The organism is Collimonas humicola, from assembly GCF_018304945.1.
GTDB classification, from domain to species: Bacteria; Pseudomonadota; Gammaproteobacteria; order Burkholderiales; family Burkholderiaceae_D; genus Collimonas; species Collimonas humicola.
Genome location: NZ_JAGQEE010000001.1, coordinates 291,123 through 314,962, shown reverse-complemented (window position 1 = coordinate 314,962; position 23,840 = coordinate 291,123). Strand labels below are relative to the sequence as shown.

The 23,840-nt window shown below is 58.3% G+C and carries 14 protein-coding genes and 1 tRNA gene; 2 read left to right on the top strand and 13 right to left on the bottom strand.

Annotated elements, in window-relative coordinates:
* The first annotated feature begins 59 nt into the window (after positions 1–59).
* Positions 60–136: transfer RNA gene (locus tag KHU30_RS01400), tRNA-Pro, on the top strand.
* Between the two features lie 158 nt (positions 137–294).
* On the opposite strand, the gene KHU30_RS01395 is transcribed toward KHU30_RS01400, so the two are convergent.
* The 7 genes from KHU30_RS01395 to KHU30_RS01365 form a co-directional block, all read right to left on the bottom strand.
* Positions 295–720: a hypothetical protein gene (locus tag KHU30_RS01395; RefSeq protein WP_211440862.1), complete on the bottom strand. Its 426-nt coding sequence runs from the start codon at positions 718–720 to the stop codon at positions 295–297.
* A 2-nt stretch (positions 721–722) separates the two neighbouring features.
* The gene (locus KHU30_RS01390; protein ID WP_211440861.1) at positions 723–9,869 is read right to left on the bottom strand and encodes a two-partner secretion domain-containing protein; all 9,147 of its coding nucleotides are present in this window, start codon (positions 9,867–9,869) and stop codon (positions 723–725) included.
* A 32-nt stretch (positions 9,870–9,901) separates the two neighbouring features.
* Positions 9,902–10,597: a hypothetical protein gene (locus KHU30_RS01385; protein WP_211440860.1), complete on the bottom strand. Its 696-nt coding sequence runs from the start codon at positions 10,595–10,597 to the stop codon at positions 9,902–9,904.
* Between the two features lie 439 nt (positions 10,598–11,036).
* The gene (locus KHU30_RS01380; RefSeq protein ID WP_211440859.1) at positions 11,037–11,267 is read right to left on the bottom strand and encodes a hypothetical protein; all 231 of its coding nucleotides are present in this window, start codon (positions 11,265–11,267) and stop codon (positions 11,037–11,039) included.
* 15 nt (positions 11,268–11,282) lie between these two features.
* Positions 11,283–12,167 carry a peptidylprolyl isomerase gene (locus KHU30_RS01375; protein WP_211440858.1) on the bottom strand — a complete coding sequence of 295 codons (885 nt, stop codon included), beginning with the start codon at positions 12,165–12,167 and terminating at the stop codon, positions 11,283–11,285.
* Between the two features lie 29 nt (positions 12,168–12,196).
* Complete coding sequence (locus tag KHU30_RS01370) at positions 12,197–13,984, bottom strand: ShlB/FhaC/HecB family hemolysin secretion/activation protein (protein ID WP_230427145.1); 1,788 nt, start codon at positions 13,982–13,984, stop codon at positions 12,197–12,199.
* A 5-nt stretch (positions 13,985–13,989) separates the two neighbouring features.
* The gene (locus KHU30_RS01365; RefSeq protein ID WP_456236960.1) at positions 13,990–16,539 is read right to left on the bottom strand and encodes a two-partner secretion domain-containing protein; all 2,550 of its coding nucleotides are present in this window, start codon (positions 16,537–16,539) and stop codon (positions 13,990–13,992) included.
* A gap of 559 nt (positions 16,540–17,098) precedes the next feature.
* Here KHU30_RS01365 and lnt point away from each other — a divergent pair.
* A complete protein-coding gene (gene lnt / locus KHU30_RS01360; protein WP_211440856.1) occupies positions 17,099–18,652 on the top strand; it encodes an apolipoprotein N-acyltransferase in 1,554 nt (517 codons plus the stop codon).
* On the opposite strand, the gene KHU30_RS01355 is transcribed toward lnt, so the two are convergent.
* The 6 genes from KHU30_RS01355 to KHU30_RS01330 are packed head-to-tail and all read right to left on the bottom strand — an operon-like array spanning position 18,649 to position 23,839.
* Positions 18,649–19,017 carry a DUF192 domain-containing protein gene (locus KHU30_RS01355; protein WP_211440855.1) on the bottom strand — a complete coding sequence of 123 codons (369 nt, stop codon included), beginning with the start codon at positions 19,015–19,017 and terminating at the stop codon, positions 18,649–18,651. The genes lnt and KHU30_RS01355 overlap by 4 nt on opposite strands.
* 7 nt (positions 19,018–19,024) lie before the next feature.
* The gene (locus KHU30_RS01350; protein WP_268907160.1) at positions 19,025–19,738 is read right to left on the bottom strand and encodes a TadE family protein; all 714 of its coding nucleotides are present in this window, start codon (positions 19,736–19,738) and stop codon (positions 19,025–19,027) included.
* Between the two features lie 4 nt (positions 19,739–19,742).
* Positions 19,743–20,249: a tetratricopeptide repeat protein gene (locus tag KHU30_RS01345; protein WP_211440853.1), complete on the bottom strand. Its 507-nt coding sequence runs from the start codon at positions 20,247–20,249 to the stop codon at positions 19,743–19,745.
* 19 nt (positions 20,250–20,268) lie between these two features.
* Positions 20,269–21,138 carry a type II secretion system F family protein gene (locus KHU30_RS01340; RefSeq protein WP_211440852.1) on the bottom strand — a complete coding sequence of 290 codons (870 nt, stop codon included), beginning with the start codon at positions 21,136–21,138 and terminating at the stop codon, positions 20,269–20,271.
* 12 nt (positions 21,139–21,150) lie between these two features.
* Entirely contained in the window at positions 21,151–22,011 is an 861-nt protein-coding gene (locus KHU30_RS01335; RefSeq protein WP_211440851.1) for a type II secretion system F family protein, read from the bottom strand.
* Positions 22,004–23,839, bottom strand: a complete 1,836-nt coding sequence (locus KHU30_RS01330; protein ID WP_211440850.1) for an ATPase, T2SS/T4P/T4SS family — start codon at positions 23,837–23,839, stop codon at positions 22,004–22,006. The genes KHU30_RS01335 and KHU30_RS01330 overlap by 8 nt, the downstream gene beginning before the upstream one ends.
* Between the last annotated feature and the right edge of the window lies 1 nt (position 23,840).

The following is a 23,840-nucleotide window of genomic DNA, read 5'->3' as shown; positions in this document are numbered from 1 at the left end:
AGATTCTTTGCATTCCGTTGGGAACAAAGCAACTAGGCCTGATATAATAACAGGCTTGTCGGGGCGTAGCGCAGCCTGGTAGCGTACTTGCATGGGGTGCAAGGGGTCGGAAGTTCGAATCTTCTCGCCCCGACCAATTGAATCAATGACTTAGGCCAATCTTCGGATTGGCCTTTTTCATTTCTACGTTACTTCCCGCTAATCAGTGAAGAACCAAATAATTTGGGTCGAGGGGCTTACTATTCAAAACGGTATCTGACCCTGGCTTCCATGCTCAGTAGGACATCAATGCCGTCAATCAACTTCTCCACGCTTGCTTCGGTAGCCCTCTATCCAAGCTGCGTCGTAACGCTTGTCAAGTTCAAGCCGTTTGAGAATTTCTTCCCATTCAAAGGTAATTCCGTTGATATAGCCATCCCGTTTTTCAGGCTGATCCGGAAATCGCTCCAACCATGCCAACATTTCTTTATCTGGGTAATGTATCAATGCCTGTTTACAGCGAAGATAAAAAATGTTGAAGCACTCTTTATCCACGTAGCTCAACTCGATGCCATCCATGCCCCAGTCGAAGTAACACGCCTCCCTGCATGCCAACTCTGATGGCACAAAGAATGCTTCGACCCGACTAAAAATGTTGTTGAAAACTATTGACGTAGTTATCCATGACCTGTCTTCAAACACAATGGTTGCATCCGAGCTGATCCACAAATGTTTACCCATGCTTATTTCACAATCAATAGTTGCCCACGCTGCGTTGATGTCAGCATATTAATCCAATTGTTAACCGTTTGTTGATTCGTTGGAGTCAGGTTTCGGAAATCAAGAACAACAATATCGGCCTTAGTAAGGTGGGCATCCAAACTGCTCATTGTTTTTGCCCAATTTTGATCAAAGTACTTATTCATACTCGGTACTGATGTTGAGTCAGCCGTGAACATAAAATCACCAGTTTGCCCGGCATTAGGCCCAGTTTGAAACACAAAATCTGGACTCTTCGGTGTTGGAGTACCGGGAGTGCTAGGCGGCGGATCAATCATCTTTATGGTGCTACCCGTTGCATTTTCCAACTGCGCAGCAGTTTGTATTTCGCTTGCGCTAGCAGTTGTACTAGAAGACAACCGGCTAATTTGTGATCCCGATACAGAGGTTGTTGGATTGACAGCTGCGGCACCCGTTGCCGGGTCAGTGAAGGTCACAGATAGGCTGCGGCTACCGTCGCCCGCTGCTGCGCCTTCACCTGCCCCTACACTCGCATTTGCCCCAGCAGCAACAGCATCAACCTCAGTACCCCAGAGTCCCTTAATAGCGTTAGCCGCAGCGCCAACTACTTTACCAGCCACGTAGCCAAGAGCAGCGCCTAAGGCATACGAGCCAGCCGTTGTCGCCGCCACGCAAGTGGGACTTGCACAATTGGACGTTACTGAGATAACCACATGCAAACGGTCACGCTCATTCAATAACCCAATGCGATCTTGCTGAGCTTGTTCACAAGCAGCGTCATTACTGCCACCGCAAGAAGCAGCAACATTGGCACTCGCCGTCTGATAAGCTTTTTCAACTTGAGCTTGTGCTGCACGCAAGCATTGCTGATCGGTGCAATTTCTTCCTGCATTGACGATTTTTTTAATCGGATCTGATAACGAATTGTTGATCGCCTCATTGGTCGCGGCATTCGCGGCCACCGTTGCGTTTAGTCCCACGGCGTTAGCTACACCACCGCCAGCCAATGTCGCAAGCGCTATCACCGCTGCATTATTGAGAGCATTATCGTAATGCAGGGCATCGGTGCCATAAAGACCATCCCGAATCATAGGCGCGACCAACGCACTTGTCGCACCACCAATCGCCCCGGAAGCACAGCTATTGCCGCCCAAGGCAGCAGCTGCGCAACCCAGCAATGCATGCTCGCCAACATTTGCGAGTGAATAGGCCGGGGCTTGACTGCCAATGAAATTCGCGCCAGCTGCAGCTGCAGCGCCGATTAAATTATTCTTGAACGCATTCCCAAAGCTGCCGCCTTCGATGATGGTCTGTACCCCGGCACTAATGGCACTGTCGGCCACGGCCGCACCGACACGCGTTCCGAGTGTCGTCGCGGTCGAAGTACCGGCTTGCGTCACGGAGCTACCAGTCAGTCCATTTCCTACGCTTTGCGCTCCGCCCAGATTAGCTAAGCTGTTCGGATTGCTCAGGTCATTGGTGACGCCTAAAGTGCCGCCATCGTAGGTAATGCCTTGGGTCAGACCCGCAGTAATAGCGCCAACGGCACCAGCCTCAAGAGTGGTTCCGAGACTCAGGCTGCCAGTCGTGGCGAGTTGAGTAAAGGCGCTACTCGCCATCGCTCCAACCGCTGCCACCACTGCCGCACCGGCAACGCCTGTTGCTCCCAGTGCGCCGGCCAGAGCGACACCGGCAGTACCGCCGGTGACGATACTCAACGCAATCGCTGCGGCAATGATCACAATCTGCGTGGTCGGATCAGCCTTCTTGGTCTGTACCCATTCCTGCTGGATGTGGTTCTGCGCAGTACTTTGCGTGAAATCGCTGCCCAGCTGCGCCTGCAGGTTGTTCAACACAGCCTGGCTGCCAGCTTGGTTGACAGTACCGTCGGCATTAACCTGCTGGAACTGGCCGCTAATGCTGTTGACGCGATCGACGTTGAGCTGGTAATTGACGGCTGACAGGAAACCGCCCGGCTGGACTTCATCGCCGGTGACCTTGGTATAGCCCTGCTTGTCGGTACGGTAGGTCTGTACGCCGATATCGGCGTTGCGCGCCTCGTTGTTGAGCTGCTGCGCATTGATGATCAGTTGTTGGGCGCTGATGAAGCCGGTATTGGTGACCGTGCCATTCGGATGATCGGCGTCGCCGGTGCCGGTCGCCGTCAGGGTGACCTGATTACCCTGGATCACACCGCCGGCCAGCGCGCCTTGCGTGGCTTGCGGCAAATACACTTGCGGCATCAAAGCGTTGATGGTGCCGCATTGGAAGGTGCCTGTTGCTTTGCAACTCGGATCCGGCACGGTCTGTTCGACGTACCACAGCATCGGCGCATTCAGCGCATTGATCTGCTGCTGCGACAATGCCTGGCCCAGTTGGATATGGTTCTCAGTCGCGTAGTTGATCGCGTTGCTGTACAAGACCGCTTTTTGCTGGTCGGCCAGGCTTACCTGATTCTTGCTGTCCCACTGCACGCCACTCACAAAACTGGCGTTGCCGGTCTGCGCCAGCGCTGCCTGTTGCAGCTGCTGGCCTTCAGTAAAGGGATCGAAATAGAACGGAATGTTCCCGTTCGGCTGCAATGCCGACGGCAGATTGTTCAGCAGCACCTGCGGCGTCAAGCCTCCCAGCACATTGCTGGCCGGGTTGGTGATCACGTATTTCGGATCGTTGGCGCTGCTCTGCGTCGGCAGTCCGCTCTGCCCTGCTGGCGTGCCGGCGGTAAAGTGGAAATTGCCGTTACCGACCGTGGAGGTCGGCGCGGTCGCGAAACCCTGGCTACCGACGGGCGCGATGGAGGTGGCACCGCTACCGTTGCTGGCAATGGCAATCTGATCCGGTATCAATGCCTGTGGCCCCACATTCGGATTGGCGTTGACTTGACCTGTAGCGCCGCCGCCCCCCGCGGCCTGGTTAGCGCCATTCTGGGCATTGGTCGCTGCAGTCGGCACGCCGATCGGTCCCAGCGGAATGATGTTTTTCGGGGTAGAACCCGCCGGCGTCATGACTTGCGGGTTGGTATAGCCGTTGGTGATGTTGCTGCCGGTCAGGTTGACCTGGTAGCCAGTGATGGCGCCAGTGTTTTGCAATGCGGCGTACTGGCCGCCCTGGCCGTTGACGTTCAGGCTGCCGGCGGCCTGGATGATGCTGTTGGACTGGTTCGGCGTATTGTTGTTGACCGGATCGTTCTCGCGCACATGGTCGCACGAACCCAGGCTGCAATGGTTTTCGACGTGGCTGTGGTAGCTGGTGACCGCCAGTACATCCGCATTGTTGTTCAGTGCGCTGGTGACCGTGATATTGGCGTTTTGTCCGGCATTGATCAGGCTGCCGTTGTTGTTCAAGGTTGCGCTGTTGATCGTGACATTGCGCGCGCCATTGATGACGCCCGCCTGGGTCGTTTCCGCCTGTTCCGTCACGCCGAAGAAATCCTGGTTCAGGTCAGCCACGGTTTGCCCCGCAAACGTGGTCTGGCGCGATTGCAGGCCGACGGTGCCGCCGCTGCGTCCGTTATTCAAGGTCGCTGCATTGATGCTGACGTCGCCATTGGTCGCCTGGATTGTCCCTGATTGGTTGCTGACGACACCCGGGCTGGTAATGCTGACATTGCCCAGGGCCGCCAGGTTGGCATTGTTATTGGTGAGATTGCCCGCGGTGATCGCCAGGTTACGCCCGGCCACGATGGTCGCCGGATCTTGCGTGATGGTGATGCTCTGGGACAGCGGATTGAAATTGTCGCTGGTCGAGAATGGCCCGGTCGGATTGGCTACTACGAGGCTGCCTTGCGTAATCACGTTGTAGCTGGTCTCGCCCTGATTGGTCAGGCCGGCCACGTTGAAGGTGACGTCCCGGCCGGCGACGATATTGCCGGCATTGACCAGGTTGCCGCCGCTGATGCTCAGGTCCCGGTTCGCTACGATCTGGCCGCGCACGCCCAGCGCCGTGGTAGTGCCGCCGGTGCTTGGTGCGATAACACTAGCGGTCGGCGTCGGCGTCAGTGTCGCCGGCAAGACGGTCGAGGTGCAACCGCCCTGCGCCTCGCCCGGGCACGGCGCATCGTGCTGGCCGACGATGCTGGTGCCCAGCGCATTCAACTGCGTCATGAAACTGTTGAGTTCGCCCTGGTTGACCGAAGTGGCGGTCTTGGAGGTGATGATGGTGTCGGAACGGCCGTTATTCAGACTCTGCACATTCAGCACGACGTCATTGCCGCTGATGGTGCTGCCGCGATTACTCAGGCTGTTGGCGGTGATGCTGGCCCGGTTGCCGGCGGTGATCAGCCCTTGCTGGCCATTGGTCTGGCTTTGCACCGTAGTTTGCACCGTCGGCAAGGCAAATATCTGCGTTGGCGCGCCGCTGTAGATGTAATTGGGGTTGTCGCCGGCAAAGTACCAAGTACCGTTTGGTCCTTCCAGAATGGCCTCGGTCGCCTTGATCGTGCCTGTCGTCAAATTGGGGCTCAGGTCACCCAGGGTGACGTTTTGCTGAACGTAGGTATCGGGTTGGCAATTATCGCCACTGCAGCCGCCGGAAACCAGGACCGGTTTGGTCCCCACCACAGTCGACAACAACAAGGTCGGGTCACTGATGGTCGTGGTCGTATTCTGCAGGTCCACCGGTGCAGCGCGATCATTGTTGACCGAGGCGGCGTTGATATTGACGTTGTTGGATGCCGTGATGCTGCTGCCGACGTTGGTCAGCGCGCCCGACAGTGTGGCATTCACATCATGATTGGCCGTCGTGGTGCCGCCTGTATTGTCGTAACTCGCGCCCGAGAGATTCACGTCGCGCACGGCTTCGACCTTGCCGGCGTTGGTGACTGTTCCGCCCAGATTGACGTCACGGTCGGCGTGGATCACCCCGCCGGCCTGGTTGGTGACGACACCGTTCAAGGTGACGTCGTTGCCGGCGATGACGCTGCCGCTGTTCGTGAATGAAGCGCCGCTGATCGAGATGTCGCCGGATTTCTGGATCGTGCCGGTATTGGTAAACGCGTTGGTCGCCTGCAGATTCAGGCCGGATCCCGGCAAATTCCAGTTGCCGTTCACATTGATCGTGTTCGCAATCAGGGTCAGCGTGCCGTTCAGATCGACTTTACCGAAGCTCGCCGCCGTCGGATCGATGCTCTGGTTCGGCAATTTCAACGTAACGTTGTTAGACGCGAGGATCTGGCCGCCAGTGTTATTGAAGCTGCCGGCTCCGCCATTGACGGTCAGGCTCACATTGCCAGAGCCCGGCGGCGCAGTCGATACGGCGCTGGTGTCGCCGGCAAACAGCAGGCCGCCTTGATTGGCCGCAAACGTATTGGTCGCCAGGTTCAGGTTGTCGCGCGCCAGCAATGCGCCATTGTTGTTGACGATGCTATGGGTCGCGTTGACGTTGGTGTTCACGCCATAGACCGTGCCTGCGTTGGTCAGGTCGGTGGCATTGATGGTGGTCGTGCCCAGCGATTGCAGTGCCGCACCGGCGCTATTTTGGGCCTGTTTTGTCGCGATGTTGACATCACCCGCTGCCAGCCAGTTGCCATTGTTGGTCACGCTGTTGGCGCCGTTCAAGGCCGCACTGCCTTTCACCACACCGACGTTGTCGGTCGTGACACTGTTGCTGGCGGTCGCCGTCAGGTTACCGCCGATGGCGTTCACCGGATGCGGATTGGCGGCGGTGATGCTGGTTGCGCTTGCCGCGCCACCCAGCGTGATGTCCGTAGCGGTCAGGTTGGCGTCATGGCCTACGGTCAGCAAGCCGCCTGTCAGGTTGAGGCTGTTTTGCGCGGTCGCTTGCAACTTGCCGCCGACATTCAAGTCGCCGCCGGTCGCGATGGTCGATCCGCTCAGGGTACTGTCGCCGAGGCTGGTAGTGACGCCATTCAATGCCAGCGCCTGGCCGGCGTTGGCTGTCAGATTGTTACTGGCGCCGATCGTGCCTTGCGTTGTCAAGTTGCGCCCTGCGCTGAGATTGATGTTTTGCAGGCTGTTGACGGCGCCGGCGGCCACCAGGTCGGTGCCTGCGCTGGCTTGCAGGTTGCCGCCCGTCGTCGTGGCGCCGTTCAGGGCGACATTGCCCTGCGCGGCAGCCAAGATTGCAGTGCCCATCACCGTCGTGGCGCCCATGCCCAGGTTGTTACCGGCCGTTGCGTCCAGATTGCCGCCAACCCCGACTGTGCCGGCCAGCGCGATATCCTTGCCAGCCGCTAGCTGAGCATTGTTCGTGAACTGGGTATTGCCGGCGCCAGCAATGCTGCCGCCGGCAGTCAAGGCACCAGCGCCGTGGCCGGCCAGGTTCCCCGCCAGATTCACATTGCCGTTGGTCGCCGCGATCGTCGTGTCCTTGCCGACCTGGGTATTACCGCCCAAGGTGATGCTATTCGCCGCAGTGGCTTGCAAGCTGTCTTGCGCATTGACGTCGCCGCCGACCGCCAGATTGCCGTGCTGGCTTTGCAGAACGGCTGCGTTTTTCGCATAGACTTGACCGCCAAGGGTCAAATCGCCGCCAGAGGTGGCGTTCAGTCCGGACAAGGCCAGCACGCTGCCGGTCGTGTTCAATGTGCCGGTTTGTGCGGCCAGGTTGGTGTCGCCCAGCGCAATCACCGTACCGCCGACGCCGAGGTTGCGGGTCGCGTTCAAGGTCGTTGTGCCGTTCGACAGCGTGCCGCCGGTGACGTTGATATCGCGCCCGGCGTTGACTTGCAGCTTACCCGTAGTCTGGGTCTGGCCGCCCAAGGTGGCGTCCTGGCTGGCGGCAATCGTCAAATTGCCGCCGCTGGCGTTGCCGACCGTGGTCGGACCGGACAGGCTGACGTTGGCGCCTTGCAAGGTGGCGCTGCCGCCAGTATTGCCGCCAGCGGTGAGCGCCGCCAGCGAGACATTCTGGCCGGCAGTCGCAGTCAGGTTGCCGCCCGTTTGCAGCTGGCCGCCAATCGCGATCGCCTGCCCTGCCGTCAGGGTCGTATCGGTGAGCGCCGTCAGCTTGCCGGTGCCGGTGATGTTTTGTCCTGCCTGCACTTGCGCCGCGCCGCCGGAAGTCAGGTCGCCGTTAAGGGCGACACTGCCGTTGGTCGCGCTGATGCTGGTATTGCCGCCGGACTGCGTGCTGCCGCCCAGGGTGACATTATTTGCTGCCGTCGCGTTGACCTGCTGTTGCGCCGCCAGGGAGCCGCCGACATTGACACTGCCGTTCTGGCTTTGCAGCTGAGCGCTTTGCGCCGCATAGACCTGGCCGCCCAGATTCGCATCCGTGTTGGAGAGGACGGTGACATTGCCGCTGGAACTGACCACATTGCCCGTGGTGGTGACGCTGCCTTGTTTGCCTTGCAGGCTCAAATCGCCCACCGAGCCGGCTGTGCCGTTGATGGTCAAATTGCGGGTGGCAGCCAACGCAAGCGCCGTGGCGCTGGTGATGCTGCCGTCGATCGTGATGTCGCGCGCGGCGTTCAGGGTCGTCACGTTCGGCGCCGTTACGCTGCCGCCCAGGATAATGTCGCCGGTGCCGTCATGGCCCTGCGCGGTCAGATTCAAGGCATTGCCGGCCTGGAGTTTGCCGCCCAGGTTGATCGAGTTGCCTGCCGTGGCTGTGATGCTGTTGTCCGCTATCGCGCCGCCGGCGCCGGTGATATTGCCGCCGGCCTGCAAATTGACGTTCTGACGGGACTGCAGGCTGCCATTGGTCTGCACATTGCCATTGGCGGCAATGGTCACGCCTTGCTCGCCCAGGCTATCGCCATTGGCGGTGACATTACCGGTCGAGGTTATGTCGACGGTCGTCTTGCCATACGTCGTGCCAACCCGGACATCGCCGTTTGCATCAATGGACGTTGCCCCGATGCTCGAAGTCAGCGTGCCGTCGTTACGCACCCCCAGCCCCTGGCTGGTCCCTATAATTTTGATTTGGCCTGCAGAAAGTGCACCGAAGGCAGTCGCATCAATCTGGTAGCTGTTTTGCGCGGACGTGTTGCTGGCGGTCGTATTGGCGCCATTGCTGCTGACCTGGTAATCGCTGCCCGCTCTACCCTGTCCGGATGGGGACTGCGCAACGACCTGCTGGCCGCTGATGAGATTGATCTGCTGGCCGGCGTAGAGCGGCGCGTTGACGCCGATGCTGCCCGCAATCAAGTCGATCGCCCCGACCGTTCCTTCGATGCCGGCGCCCGGTTTGCCATCGGCGCCCGGCAGACCTTCGATCTGGATATGGCCGCCTTGCACGTTATACGCCAGCGCCGCCGCATTGTCGAACGATGTCGCCGTACCGCCTGGGCCGGAAAGAAACTGCGGCGCGCCTGTCGTCAAGGTAAAGTGCGGCGCGTTCGTCACGCCGCAACTTGTGCAGTTCACACCATTTGGATTGATCACGATCACCGAGGCGGGTGCGCCAAACACTTCAATCGTGCCAAAGATATTGCTCGGACCGCCTTGCGAGGTCACCTGATTGATAATCTGGGTCGCGGTACGTCCGCCCAAGACTGGGTTGGCGTTCACATTCCCACCCAACAGACTCCCGCCCGATGTCAGGCTGTTGTTCAGGATCAAACCGACAGCATCAACATTAAAAGCGCTGTATTGATTCAACGAGATGCCGTTGGCGTTCGGCCGGGTGATATTGACCACCGGCACAGGGCCACTTGGACCGGCGCTGCTGGTGATCTGCGGCTGAAACCGGATCGGTGCATTCGGATCGGTAATGGGCGCAGCCATGGCGCTGTGCGGGCCGAATTGTACCGACGGCAAAACCGCCCCTGCCTTCGCCAGGAGCGCGCGCGTCATCCCGGGAAGCTGCTGTTCCAGCTGCGCTTGCAGCGGCGCCCAGTTGCCGCTGTGCTGTGCTGCCAGCAGGTCTTGCTTCAACTGCCCCGCAAAAAATTGCCAGTCAACCGCCTCATTCTTCGTCTGCTGCAGCTCCGCGCTGACCGCCAATTGACCCGCCGACTGCGTCGCATTCTGCCAGCTCACTTGCAAGGGCGCGAGCCACAATATCGCAGCCAGCGTCGCGGCAACCGCGCGCTGCCACGGCCGCACCTGCGGCGCACCATCCTGCGAGATGACAAGAACGCCCTGCTCCGTCTGCGTTAGTCGATTAACAGATAGCCTGCGGCCCGATGCGTTGGACAGACGCGATTGATCCAGGCGAGACAGCAATTGACGGAGCGAGCGATTCATAGTTTTTCCTGATTTATTATTTTTTTGCTGCGTTACTGCGCTTGCGCCACTGGTGTTGTCGGCAGCAGCAACAAGGCTTTTTGCTTCAGCTCATTGCTGCAATCATTGGCATATCCCAGCAAGACCTTTTTGATCCAGGCGCCTTGATCCGCCACCATCGCGTCGAAGGATTGCATTTGCTCGTTTTTTTCCGGCATGCGCTTGCAAAAACCTTCGGCCAGGACCGACTTGCGCTTGGTATCAATCAAGCGCATCCGCGCCGTATAAAGAATCCGATAACTGTCCCAGTTAACCGGGTAGTACACATAGCTCCAATTAATGGTTTTGACGTCCATCACCAGATCGCTTGCCGCGTACTGTTTGACAATCGCGTCGATGTCGTCGTCCGATAGCGCACCATCGATGGCGGCAACGGTTTTAGTTTGGTATTTATTACCAAACGCATCCGCCAGCTGCCTGCCGATATTTTCTGCAGGATCAGGAATGCTGTTGTCCTTCACAAAACTATTGCCGGCGCTGATCATGGCTACGGCGCCAAACAGGCCCAATGCCGCCTTCGCCGGCGTCATTGCCGCAAAATCAGGCGTCGCGTAACGACTCACCGCCACAGTCTTGCCGCTGACAGCATTCATTTCACTGGACGCCAACGGCTGCTCGCGCAGCGTCGTGCAAGCGCCCAAAAGGCTGATCAAAGCCATCCCCAATGCGATTTTTGTGATTACTTTCATGAGTACTCGCTCCCTGAGTTGTTATTTTTAATGCGACGTAACTGAGACCGTGCTCAGGCGGCAGATACGGCTAGCAGCCGACGCCGTCAGTACAGCCCGGACTTCTCCATCATGAGAAGCCGCTAGTTTTGAAGCGTCAGCTTTCGAGCCAGCTCGTTTAGCCGGGCGCAGCACCACTGATAAAGCGCAAGCGCCAGCAAACGCAACAGCGGGATGCACGACAAGGCGACCAAGGCGAAATAGATTCTCAATTTTTGCTCCCCTGCTGCTGGTGTTGCGCGGCATTGTTATTTCCAAGAAAACATTTTACAAAGCGCCTTCCGGCAACACGAGGGAAGTTCCGCAAAAACTGGCCGAATTTTCAATCGTTTGCAATCCGTTGCGGACGGACCACTGAGATTGATTGTCACTATTTATTAAGCAACGAAATATTCGCGAATTACTTCACCTTTACCTGCTGCGACGCAGGGGGAGGCAAAATAAAGTACAGAACGCCATAGGTCGCCAGCACCGACAACGCGATCGCGACGATTGCGATGCGAATGGTCCCGCGTGTGCGCGGCGCTGAGCCGGCACTCCGCCCTTCCCGTTCAGAACGCCGGACTGCGTCATAGGAAAAACCATTCACCCCACGCAGGCCGGTTGGATCGTCTTTCTTCATAGCGGTCATGCACCTACTCCTCCGTTACTGCTTGATCTTGGCTTGTTTCACGAGATTGCCGACGACCGCAAGCGTCGCTTTTTCCAGTGCGGCCGCTTCCTGTTGTTGCCGCAGCACCGCCTTCACATCCTCATATTTGGGCACCTGGGTCGGACGGATCTGTTCCAGCTTGAGAATGAAGTAAGCGTTGTTCCAGTTCACCGGTGTCAATGTCACCCCACCGGCCGGCAGTGCGGTCAGCGCCTGGGCGATCGGCAACGGCAGATTCTGGGTATGCCCTTCGACTGCCGGCGTTTTAAAACTGACCCAGTCCAGATCGCCGCCGCGCGCCTTGTTTTGCGCGAGGCTGACTTGCTGCGCCAGCTGGGCGAAATCGGCGCCGGCTTTCAGCTTGGCCAAAACATCGGCCGCTGCGGCAGCGTCCGCCACCTGGATCAGCCGCGACTTGTATTCCTTGTCGCCAAGGCTGGCGACGATATTGTCGAACTGCGTGCGTACCTGCTGTTCGGTGACCGGAACGGGCTTGATGGCATCACGCAGATACAGTTGGGTGATGGTCGCGTCCTTGGCCTCTTGCATGGCTTGTTTCACCTCAGGCCGGTTGTCGTAGGCGTGGGTCTTTTCCGCGTCCTGCCGGAACAGCTCGCGCGAGATCAGTTGATTTTTCAGTGCGGCACGCAGATTCGGGCTGTCAGGCAGTCCGGATTGCTGGACGGCGCGCTGCAATTGCGCCTCGGTGATGGCGACATTGTTGACCTTGGCGATCACGCCCGGACCCAGATTGGCCGCCGGTGCGGCAACGCTGACAGGCGCCGCGGCGGTTTGTGCGTAGGCGACAGGTGTCGCAGCGGCAATGCAGCATGCCACGAGCAAGGGTTGCAGTTGACGATAGGTCGATGCGTAAGACATAACGGTTCCTCTTTGCGTAAATGACAAAATCAATATGACCAGTTCAAGCTAGCCAGCAATAATGTGCTTTTGGGTGGCGAGCTGTCCGGTTGCACCAGGGCGCGTGCCAACAGCACCTCCCCCGTAAAGCGCTGTTTGCCGACGGTGGCTTGCATGCGCGCACCGAAACCGGTGCCGACCAGCTGCTGCCAGGACCCTTGCGCGATCAGCTCGGTGCGGCCGGCGTCCAGGAACACATAGGGCTCGACGTGAATGCCGGCGAACTCCGGCACATTGACCCAGGCCACGTCGTTGCGCAGCGTCATGCCGCGGTCGCCGCTGGTGCCGCTGTTATCCTGGAAGCCGCGCACTGACGACATGCCTCCGGCAAAAATCTGTTCCGAGCCGAATAACGCTTGCTTGCTCCACTGCGCGTTCAGTTGCGCGCGCCAGTTCCATGCGGTCGCCCCGAGTTTCCCAAGCGGCAGGGACAAAGTGGCCGTCGTATCGAGTTTGGTGAACTGGCTGTGGGCGTCGCCGCTGCTAATATCCGGTATGTTTGAGCTGGCATCCAAGGCGTGCAAACCCTGCGACAGGCCGATATCGAGAGTCCAGCTGGCCTGCTGCTCGTTAAAGGCGAAGCGGTGCAAGGTATTGGCGCCGATGCGCAAGACCGTCAAGCGTTGGGGATCGAGATCCAGGTCATTCACGTTGCGCGCGACCTTGCGCCGTGCCAAGGTAACGTCGAATGCATTTTTGACTGCCTGGCTGCGCGACAACACATAGTTCCAACCGAAGGTGTGGCTGGTTGTATTCCCATACAGGAGCGCTGTACTTCCGACCAGGTTCTGGTATTCGGAAATCGCCCCGGTATAACTGAAGGTGCTGTAACCGACCGGCAGTGTGACGGAACCAACCAGGGCATTGGTATCCAGGCTGCCGCTGTAGCTGATCGAAAACATTTCTTGCAGGCCGAGCAGATTGTCCGCTTCGGCGCTCAGGTTGGTGCGCACCAGGCCGGTCTGGTTGCTGCCGTAGTTGTCGACGCCAACGTTGTACCAGAAACGGTCCCCAGGCGGATTGTTCAGTGCGACGATCGAACTGCCGGGCGTGGTGCCAGGCTGGATCTGCATTTCCGCCTTGTTGCGGCGCAGGCGATTGATCTGGTCGACGCCCTGTTCCAGGTCGGTCAGATTGAGCGTCTCGCCAACGGCGGTAGGCAGCGCTAGCAATACGCCGCGGTCGGTCAGCCAGCCACCGCCCTGCAGCGGGCCGGACGCGACATAACCCTGCGCGGTCGATAATGGTTGACCGTTCAATGTGATTTTTTCGATCTTGCCGGGAATGACGGTGATGATCAATTTACCGTCCTTGAGATTCTGCTCCCCCAGATAGGCACGCGTAGTGATCAGGCCTCGCGCGACAAATGCCTCCGTCAAGCGGCGCAACAACAAGTTGATGCGGTTGCTGCCCAGGTGCTTGCCAATGAATGGCCGGGTAATCTCCTCCACTTGCACCGCCGGCAGCACAGTATTGCCGGCCAGCTCGATATGATCGATTTTAAAGGTCGGCTCCGTATCGGGCAGCGATTCGATATCGACACCGGCAGGTAGCGTTTGCGGTGGCGGCTGTTCGACCGTAATCTGCGGCGGCGACTGGTTCAAGGCGCGTTCGCGCTCGCGATCCTTCTGTTCCTGCAACAAGCGTTGCCCCGGATCTTGCTCGACGCGCGGCGTCTGCTGCGCCCAAGCCTGTTGCGTGACGGCCGAGCCGACCAGCAGCAAGGCCGTCGCCAATGTCGTGGGTCGCAAGCGTGAAATCAAACGGGTGCGCATCATGGACCTCAATGCCACAACCAACTGATCAGGCCGAGATGCCGGTTGATCGTAACCGGATCGTTTTGCGGATTTTTTAAAGTCAGCACTCCGCCGGTTGCGGTGACGCCGCCGGCGCCGCTGAAGGAGCCGCCGTCGATCACCTCTTGCCCGTTGATGACGATCTTGCCGACATTGGCCATCCAGCTGCCGCCGACATCCATCGCATACAGTTGCGCCCAGGTGTCGCCGAACCAGGATTTAAAGCCGCGCGACTGTTCATAGGCGCGGTAGCCGAGCACGCCCTGCGCCAGCACGGTCGGGGCGGTCACTGTCAGGTTTCCGGCCGCTGCCATGACGGTGCCGCCGATATTGCTGGCTGAGGTGCCGGCGGAAATAGTGATGTTGTTGCCGGCGCTGATGTTACCGCCCACGCTCTGCACCGTGCTGGACGCACTGCTGTGGCACACAATCAGACAGCTGCGCTGGAAGTTGGCTTGCCCAGAAAACAGCGCCGAATTCTGGAACGACTGGGCTGCGTTGATAGTTATATCGCCGTTATTGTTGGCCAGGATCATGCCGCCGAGATTGAACACATTGCGCCCGCTAATGGTCGTGCCAGTGCCGGAAAGCAGAACGGATAGTTGATTGGGCGCGCGATCCAATTGACCGTAGTCGACAGAGAAATTATTCGTGCTTTTAGTGAAAATCAGCCAGCGCGTACCCTGGCTCTGGCTGGTCTGTGGCTGTTCATTGTTGCTGCCGGCTCGCTTGTCGACGATGTTGCTGACGTCGCCCAGCGCAGCGATATGCAGTGCATTGTTCGTCAAGATACGACCGTAGTGGTTCTCGATATTGCCATTGGCCTGCAGGTTGACGTCGTCATTGGCACCGAATACCGCCGCCAGCGTATTGGCGTCCGGCGATTCATTGAGTATATTGCCGCCGGCGGTCAACGTAACTGCCCCCAGTGAGGCGCTATTTGCAGTACTACGCGCATTACCTTGTATCAGACTGCCGCGATTGACAATATCCGCGCTGCTATTGATGACCACACCGCCGTTATTGGCGACGACTGTCGCCCCCGCAGCGCCGTCGTTTTGCAGCGTAAAGCCGGCGCTACTGGTGGCAATATCGGTCGCCGCCAGCAGGTCCGAGCCGGAGATGCTGATCGGCCCGGTCGCTTTGACGGTCACTGCGCCACCTGTCGATTGCAAGGCAGCGCGTTGCAAAGCACTCCCATCGGGGCTGTGCAGTGCTGCCAGCGTCAGGCTTGAGACATTGACGATGCTCCCCGCCGTGCCGTTGACTTGCGCCCCGGATAGCTGCAGTGGGCCTGGTGTCGTAATGGTCACAGTACCGCCACTCGAATTGACTTGCGTGGGCGCCGTGACTTGTCCATTCCAGCCGGAAGTGAGGGCAACGCTATCGGCGTTGACCAGCACATTCTGTTGCGCATTCAGAGTGCTGGCGCCCACTTGCAGCGCGTGTCCCTGATTGAACGCGCCAATACCGCCGGTTGCCGTCAGATTGCTGTTGGCGATGGTCGTGTCAGCCGTGGATGCATTCCCCTGAACGCCGAGCAAGATGTCGCCGCCTTTCGTGATTTGCGGACTGCCGGCAGCGACAGTGGCATTCGCCAGTTGAATCGCGGCCGAACGTATATCGACGTTGCCACCTGCCGTCAGCGATGGATTGCCATTGATGCCGGCGGCGGCGCTCAGGTCGGGCGCTGCCACGATCAAGTTGCCGGCCGCGGCAATCTTGCCGCCGGCGATTTGCACATCGCCGCTGGCCGAAATCGAAAAGTCGCCGACGTTGGCCAGCATCGCGCCGGCATGATGGACGCCGGCGCCCTGGTCGGTGACGATCAGTTCGATGCGACCAGCAGTCAGACTGCCCAATGGCGTGATATCGATCGCGGTGACGGCGCTTTTGGTGTTCGGGGAAGTGGTGGTAATCCACGGGGTGATATTGTCCGTCGGCGACACGCTGCTGTCGATCTCGGCATGGCTATCGCCCACGACGGCGCGGATGCCGGCGGCACTGCCGCTGAACGAATTGACCACTGGCCCGCCCACCACCAGGTTCTTGGCGATCAGTTCCAGGTTGAGCATGGCGCCGCTCAGGCCTTCAGGGCCAATGACGATCTGGCCTTGGTTCGTATTGAGGAGAATATTGCGCTGGGTCAGGCCCGGCGCCGGGATGAAATCGTTGAACGATACGTGCCCCGTGGTCAGGGCCACGTTGCCCGTGTTGACGAACGATCCGCCATTGACCGTGATCCCATTCGGATTTGCCAAAATCACATTGGCGCGTGGTCCGAGAACGGTAATATCGCCTTGGATCAGGCTGGGATTCGTACTGGTGACCTGGTTGACGATATTACGGGCGTTGACGCCGACATTGTTAAGGCTGGCGCCAGCCCGGCCTACATTGAACTGGCTGTAGGTGTTATTCGACACGCCAGATATGGCAGGGGCAAGATTAACTGTCTGCCTGCCGTTAGCAGCGGTATTCACCGTAGTGGCTGTACCGCCATCGCTGACAATGCCCGCCGCCCCGGCCGTTGCAGACACGCCTAGCGACAAGCTGATTAACAGCGCGAGCGGTTTTTTTCGCACAGTCCCGGACTGAGGGCCGCTCGTAAATGTCGCATGCTTTCCCATCTGCTGCCTTTTTATTATTTCCCCGAGGCGCGATTTTACAAAAAGAGCATCATGTTCTCCTAAAGAAACCTTCCAAACTGATATGGTTTTTTCAATCGTTGACAAATTGTTGCAAATAAGCATCGTTAAATTCCCGTGTGGAAATTTTTAATTTGTCGTAATCGCAACTCTCCCTTGTTTGGAATGCACAAGAAAAATGTAGCCGTGCATCCGATATGCTTTTCCGGCTGGTTGCGTGCTTGTGGATTAACAACCCATTCATTGATGGCCGCCTGAAAAATAACGCCCAATTAACATCCGAATATTTCAGTGGAGCAACGTACTATTTGGTATAGTGACGAAAGAATCACAACTCTTTTCGCCCCCTCTACCCTCTAAAAACCTAGATCTTCTGCATGAGCAAGATAATTTGCGCTGGCCCGCTGAACGCCCCCTTTAAACGCTTTCGACATTTACGGACAGGCCGGCCATGAAACCAGTCATCGGCCGCACTTTGGCCTACGTACTGGCTACCGTATTTGGCATTTCACTCACACTCTCCTTTGCCCCAAGCCATGCCTGGTGGTTTACGCCGTACTGCCTGGCCAGTTTGTTCATTCTGTTAATCGGCAGCCGACCGTCACACGCTGCAGCGCTTGGGATGTGCTTCGGCATGGGCTGGTTCGGCGCCGGATTTTGGTGGGTTTTCACCGGACTGTATGCCTACTCGGACGCTGGCCTTCCGGCTTCCGCGGCATTGACCTTTGCGTTGCTGCTGTACCTCAGCATTTTCCCGGCACTTGCGGCAATGTTGATTTCTATCCTGCAAAGAGTTCAAACGGCTTCATGGCCTCAGAATGCTTTCGCCGCCCTTGCCGCCGCCGCGGCCTGGACTTTATGCGAATGGCTGCGTGGCACCCTGTTCGGCGGCTTGCCCTGGCTTGCAACCGGCTATGCCCATAGCAATGGGCCGCTGGCGGGCTTTGCGCCGCTCATTGGGGTGTATGGGCTGTGCTTTCTCAATGCGAGTGCTGCGGCCTTGTTGCAGCAATGTTTATCTGCGCTAAACATGCCGATGCAACGGCGGGCTAAGCAATTGGCAGCGCCAGCAACCATGCTGGTCTGCCTCCTTGGCTGCGGCCAATTGCTCCTGCAAGTCGGATGGACCGAGGACACTGGCCGCAAGATGACGGTTCGACTCATCCAGGGCAATCAGCCTCAGCAAGAAAAATTCTCGATTGGCGGTCTCGAGAATGCGGTCACAACCTATGTCAGCTTTGCCGCCGCAAGTCCTGCGCATCTTACGGTGCTGCCGGAAACGGCATTTCCGATGACCTGGAACAGCATGCCCGAGAATGTCAGGCAAACCTTCCAAACCATCGCCGATGAACGCGCTACCGCCATACTGATCGGCACCGCGCTGGCCTCGGACCAGTCGTCTCGCACGAAACTCCCTGATACCAACAGCGCCATTGTCCTGTCGCCGCACGCACAGTCCGAGAAGACCAGCTATCGCTACGACAAAGAGCATTTGCTGCCCTTCGGCGAGTATCTGCCCGTCGGAGCACAATGGCTAGGACCGATTCTCAACCTCCATTTCAGCGCTCTCCGCGCTGGCGGCAGCAATCAGAAAATACTCACGCTACCGCAGGGCAAGCTGGCGCTGAGCATTTGCTATGAAGACTTGTTTGACATGGCGCTGGCGCGCAAGGCGAACGATGCGGAGGCGCAACTGAATATTTCGAATTTTGCGTGGTTTGCCCACTCTTTCGCGCCGGAGCAACATCTGCAAGTTGCGCAGATGCGCGCGCTTGAAGCCGGGCGCTGGTTCATGCAGGTGTCCAATACCGGTATGACTGCCGTGATAGACAATCACGGCGCGATCCAGGATATCCTGCCGAAAAACCGGACGGATGCCCTGGATGCAGAGATTGTGCTTCGCGATGGCGCCACGCCGTTCATGCGATATGGCAACACTCCCATCCTGCTGCTGTCGCTATGCGCTGTCCTGATCGGAGGCTTGAGACGCTATCGGCAGCTTTAGCCGCCGGCGGCCTGTGCTGGTTCGAACAGCATGTGGTCCACCTTGAGCGGGCCAGCCAGCGCTGCATATTGCTGCCCGACCCGGAACCCCAGCTGCCGTGCCGCTCCTGCCCGCAACTCCAGGCAAGAGTACCCCCCTTTCCCATAGACAAAGCGCCAGGGGCCGACGCTTTCCGCTACGCGCGTTACCAGGCCTGCCCGGTCGAGAAATACGACGTCGATCGAAAAGCGCATGAACCACGTATGGATGCTAGGACAAGGAACAATCAGCAGTCCCTCATTTCCGGCCAGGCTGCGTCGACTCAACAATCCGACTGCGCGGCTAAGCAGAGTACGCGCAACAGCGATATGCAATGGCGAATTCATGCGACGCTCAAAGAATTTTGCCGGATTCTGGCGGTTCGGTCATGCGGATCACCGCCTGCGACTTGATCGGGATGCCATAAGCGCCGTCCACGCCGCTGTAGCACGCGATATCCTTGGGGTCCAGGGAAGGCAGTATAGGCAGGTCCTTGTCCAGCCCCAGCAATACGATTGACACCATCTTGTCGATGATGGGAATCGGCATCCGGTAGCAGAACCTGACTTCAATCTTGAGCAACAGCGCATCCGCCCGTGTCTGTCCGCCCAGAACCCGGTTGTCGTTCATGATATTCGTAGTCGGAATGATACGTCCGCCGCCGCCCGGTTTGGGAATGCCAAAGTTGGTGAACGAGGCTGATGTCGGATTCAATATTTCTATCGAATTCAGCAGCGGCAGCGCCATATACACGCGCGCCTTCAGGTAAGCCTCTGAAAACACGGTGGCATAGTTGCTGTTGCTCACATCTACCGTGGTATTGGCAAACAAAGGCACGACGGCCTTGGCAAAATTATTGGCCATCGCCGTCTTGTCGCCACCGGCTGCGGCGCCGGCGCGCGCAGCGGCAAAGGTGGCAAGGTTAACCGTATTCTTGGCGACGAAGAACAAGCCCAGTTGCAGCACCGCCATGACCATCGGAATGAAAACAAAAAACGACACTACATAGAATTCAACCGACGCAGCGCCATGTTGACTGCGCCATTTAAGTGACCGTTTCGTTTTCATCGCACTACCTCATGTCGTTCTTCGGCGCTTCGAACTGCGCAGTGGCGGGCTCGACGGCATGATCGACATCGACCAGCAGCTCTTTCAAGGTGGCGCGGTTGCTCTCGCTGGTCTGATCGCTGGCGACAGCCTTGTTGGCGGCCTTGCGAAATTGCGCAAGGTGAGCAATCGCCAGGTTGGACCAGGCCTTGGACATTGACGGGTCATAACGCAATGCTTCGCGATAGGCAATCACGGCCAGGTCAGGTTGGTCGTTGCGCAAGTAGGTGGTTCCCAGGCGGAACCAGACTATCGAATTATTCGGATAGGATTTGATGATCTTTGAATAGATTTCGCCGGCGCCGATAAGATTGCCGTCCGCCGCAACCCGTTCCGCCTGCCCCATCATCGACTGCATGGTAGCTTCGCTCATCTTGCCCGGCTCGGCGCCAGCCCCCAGATCAGTCGTCGCGCAACCGCTGCACAATAAACTTGCCACCATGGCGGCAAGCACCAGAATACGTTGATTCACTACCAAAATATCACCTCGTTCATTGAAATGCGTTCATCATCTTCATGGCAATCGGGAACCCCAGCACCAGGAAAGTACAGGGGAAGATGCACATAATCAAAGGTCCCAGCATCTTTACCGGCGCTTCCATTGCCAGTTTTTCCGCGCGTGCAAAACGTTCATTGGTGCGCTGCGTGGATTGCGCCCGCAGCACGGTGCCGAGGCTGGCGCCGGTCTTTTCTGCCTGCACCAGCGCAGTCGTCATCGATGTTACTGACGAAATATCCAGGCGCTCTTCCAGCGCACGCAAGGCATCGATGCGGGTGCGTCCCGAGCGGATCTCGCGCAACAGCCTGGCAAAGGCGCGCTGCAGCGGGTTATCCGGCGATTTTTCGACCGCAATATTGATGCCTACCGTCAGGTTGCAGCCGGACTCGATGGCCAGCGTCAGCATGTCTAGAAAATTGGGCAGGTTTTTCAAGACCTGGATTTCGATCAGCTTGATGCGGTCGCGCATCCACAGTTCCAGATACATAAAGCCGAAGAATCCGCCTACCAGGGTCCAGACGACGCTGTGTATGCCCATCCACAATCCCATCAGCGTGACGAACAAGCCGATCAGGAAGCCGTACACGATCTTGGAAGAGACCCATTGCTGCGGGCTCAGGGCATAATCGAGCTCGGCCTTGCGCAGGCGGCGTATGGTCTTTTCCCGATACTCGACCGTCAGGTACGGGCCAACGTAATGCGACACAATCTCCACCAGGAACCAGACCTTGCGCAGCAATCCCGGCGGCTTGTCAGCATAGGTCCGGTCCTGCTCCGGGACCGCCGAGACAATCCGGTAGGTGACAAAGCAAAGAATCACAATCGATATGGCGAATAACGCCGGCAACAGCAGTGAAATCATGGCGTCTCCAGTTTAAACATCAATGCGGACAATCTTGCGGATCAGGACAAAGCCGACCAGCTCCAGCAAAAAAATCACGAACAGCACGCCATATCCAAGCCAGCTGTTGAACAGCGGGTGCATAGCTTCCGGCTCCATCTCGGACAGCACCCACATCAGGAACAAAGGCAGGCAACCGACGATCAAGCCTTGCAGCTTGCCTTGCGATGTCAAGGCGTCGATCTTGTCTTCCATGGCCAGTTTCTTGCGCATGGTGTCGGCCAGGCGCTCCAGCGACTCAGTGAGATTGCCGCCCACTTCCCTGGCAATGCGCATGCTGGTGGTAAACATGGTGTACTCCTGCGATTCGGCGCGTACTTCCAGCTCATTGAGCACATCGTCCAGCCCCACGCCCATGCGCAGTTTGCGCACCACCAGGCCGAATTCCTGGCTGGAAGGTTTCGGCAACTGTTCCGCCAGCAAGCCGAGCGATTGCGTCAGGCTCATGCCGGAACGCAAGGCGCCTACCAGCGCATCCAGGCTGTCAGGGAGTTGCCGCACCAGCTTTTTATGGCGTTTCTTCTTGAGCCTGTTATGCACCAGGGTCGGACCGAACAGGCAAGCGGCCGCAGCCGCCAGCGCCATCAGCGGATTTCCGGTAATCAGAAAGACCAGTAGCGGCAATATCACGGTGGCGCCTATACTGATTTTCAGCAAGCGTCCGCTATCCAGGAAAATGAACAGCTCGGACAGCTGGGCGCTGGTGGAGTCCAACACCTTGTCGCGATAGCTGTCCGCCATTTGCCGGCCCGCGGCAGACACGCCAATCACCAGCAGCGCCGCCGTCAGCGCAAAGCCTAGTCCGATGATTGCGGGAATCAGCCAGTTATCCATTTACCGAATGACCTGTTGAATGACGTGCTTCAGTGCCCGGCATCGGCAGTTCTTCAAAAATCGAAAAATCCGGATCCACGCCATAGGAACGCAATTCTTCGTAGAACGTCGGGACATAGCCGCATGGCGTGAAATATCCTCTTACCTTGCCGTTTTCATCGAAACCCAGGCGCTGATAACGGAAGATTTCCTGCATCTGTATCATGCCGCGTTCCATGCCCGTCACCTCGGTAATGCTGGTGACCTTGCGGGTGCCGCATGCGAATCTGGTCTGCTGCACGATGATTTGCACGGCGGAAGCCATCTGCTCCCGGATCGCCGTGATCGGCAAATCCATGCCGGCCATCAGCACCATCACTTCAAGACGCGACAGCATGTCACGCGGAGAGTTGGCATGGCCGGTAGTCAGCGAGCCGTCATGCCCGGTGTTCATCGCCTGCAGCATGTCCAGCGCTTCGCCGCCCCGGCACTCGCCGACGATAATCCGGTCCGGCCGCATCCGCAGCGCGTTTTTCACCAGCTCGCGAATCGAAACCTGGCCGCGGCCCTCGACGTTGGCCGGGCGCGCTTCGAGCGTGACAAGATTGTCGTGATAAAGCTTCAGTTCGGCGGCATCCTCAATCGTCACGATCCGCTCGAATGGCGGGATGAGATTGGAAATCACGTTCAGCAGCGTGGTCTTGCCGGAGCCGGTGCCGCCGGAGATAACGATATTTTTTTTCTGTTCCACGCAGATCTTCAGGAACTCAACCATGGTCGCATCCACCGAGTCGTACTTGACCAGATCTTCGATCTGCAAACGGCGCTTGGCGAATTTACGAATCGAAATCGACGGCCCCTTGAGCGCAATCGGCGGAATCACGATATTCACCCGCGAGCCATCTTTGAGACGGGCATCGCAGAGCGGCGAGGACTCATCGACTCGCCGTCCGATCGGCGAAACAATCCGCTCGATCACGCCCATCAACGCCTTTTCGCTGCTGAAGGCGATATCCGAACGGCGCGTCTGGCCGGAGCGTTCGATGAAAATATCCTGTGCGCTGTTGACCATGATTTCCGTCACAGAATCATCTGACAACAGGCTTTCAAGAACGCCCAGGCCGACCGCTTCATTCAGGACGAATTCCGCCAGTTCCTCCTTATTGGTCCCGGCCGGCAGTGCGACCTTCTCCATCAACTCCCAGATCAGCTTGCTGGCCATGGTCCGCAGTTCGAGGTCGGCCATCCGGGTGACGTCCTGACGTCGCAAGTCCAGCGTCTGGATCAGTTCGTTATGCAGCAGGCCGGCTTGCTTCGACAGCGCAAGCTGGTAGCTGCGATCCTCTTCAAGCGCCCTTGATTTTGCAGTACTGACGGGTTCGGCGTCACGCTGCGGATCGAGGGTGCCAAAGGCGGCGGGCTGATGAGCGGCCGCAGCTGGACGTATCGCTTTCGGCGCTGCGGGAGGCGGTGCTGCGGCAACTGCAGCGCCCAGCGCTGCAACCGGAATTTCCGTGCCGGGCTGTGACCTGTGCGCGCCGCCGTCATTGTGCTTAATTGCACCGAGCGACTTGACGCGCAGTATCTGGCCGCAGATGCTGATCGAGTCGTCGACTCTCAACGGCCCATAGCGCACGATGCGTTCGCCGTTGACGAACACGCCTGAAGCGCAACCCATGTCAATTACGCTGACAGGGCCGTCGCCGTCGAAAGCGATCTTTGCCGCCTTGCGGCCCGCCGCAGCTGGCAGCGGAATCAGGGAATCGCCTTGGCCGCTCAGAATGACCGTAGCGCTGACGATATGATCCAGGACGCGCCCATCCGGATTTTTCGATTCGATGACCAGCATA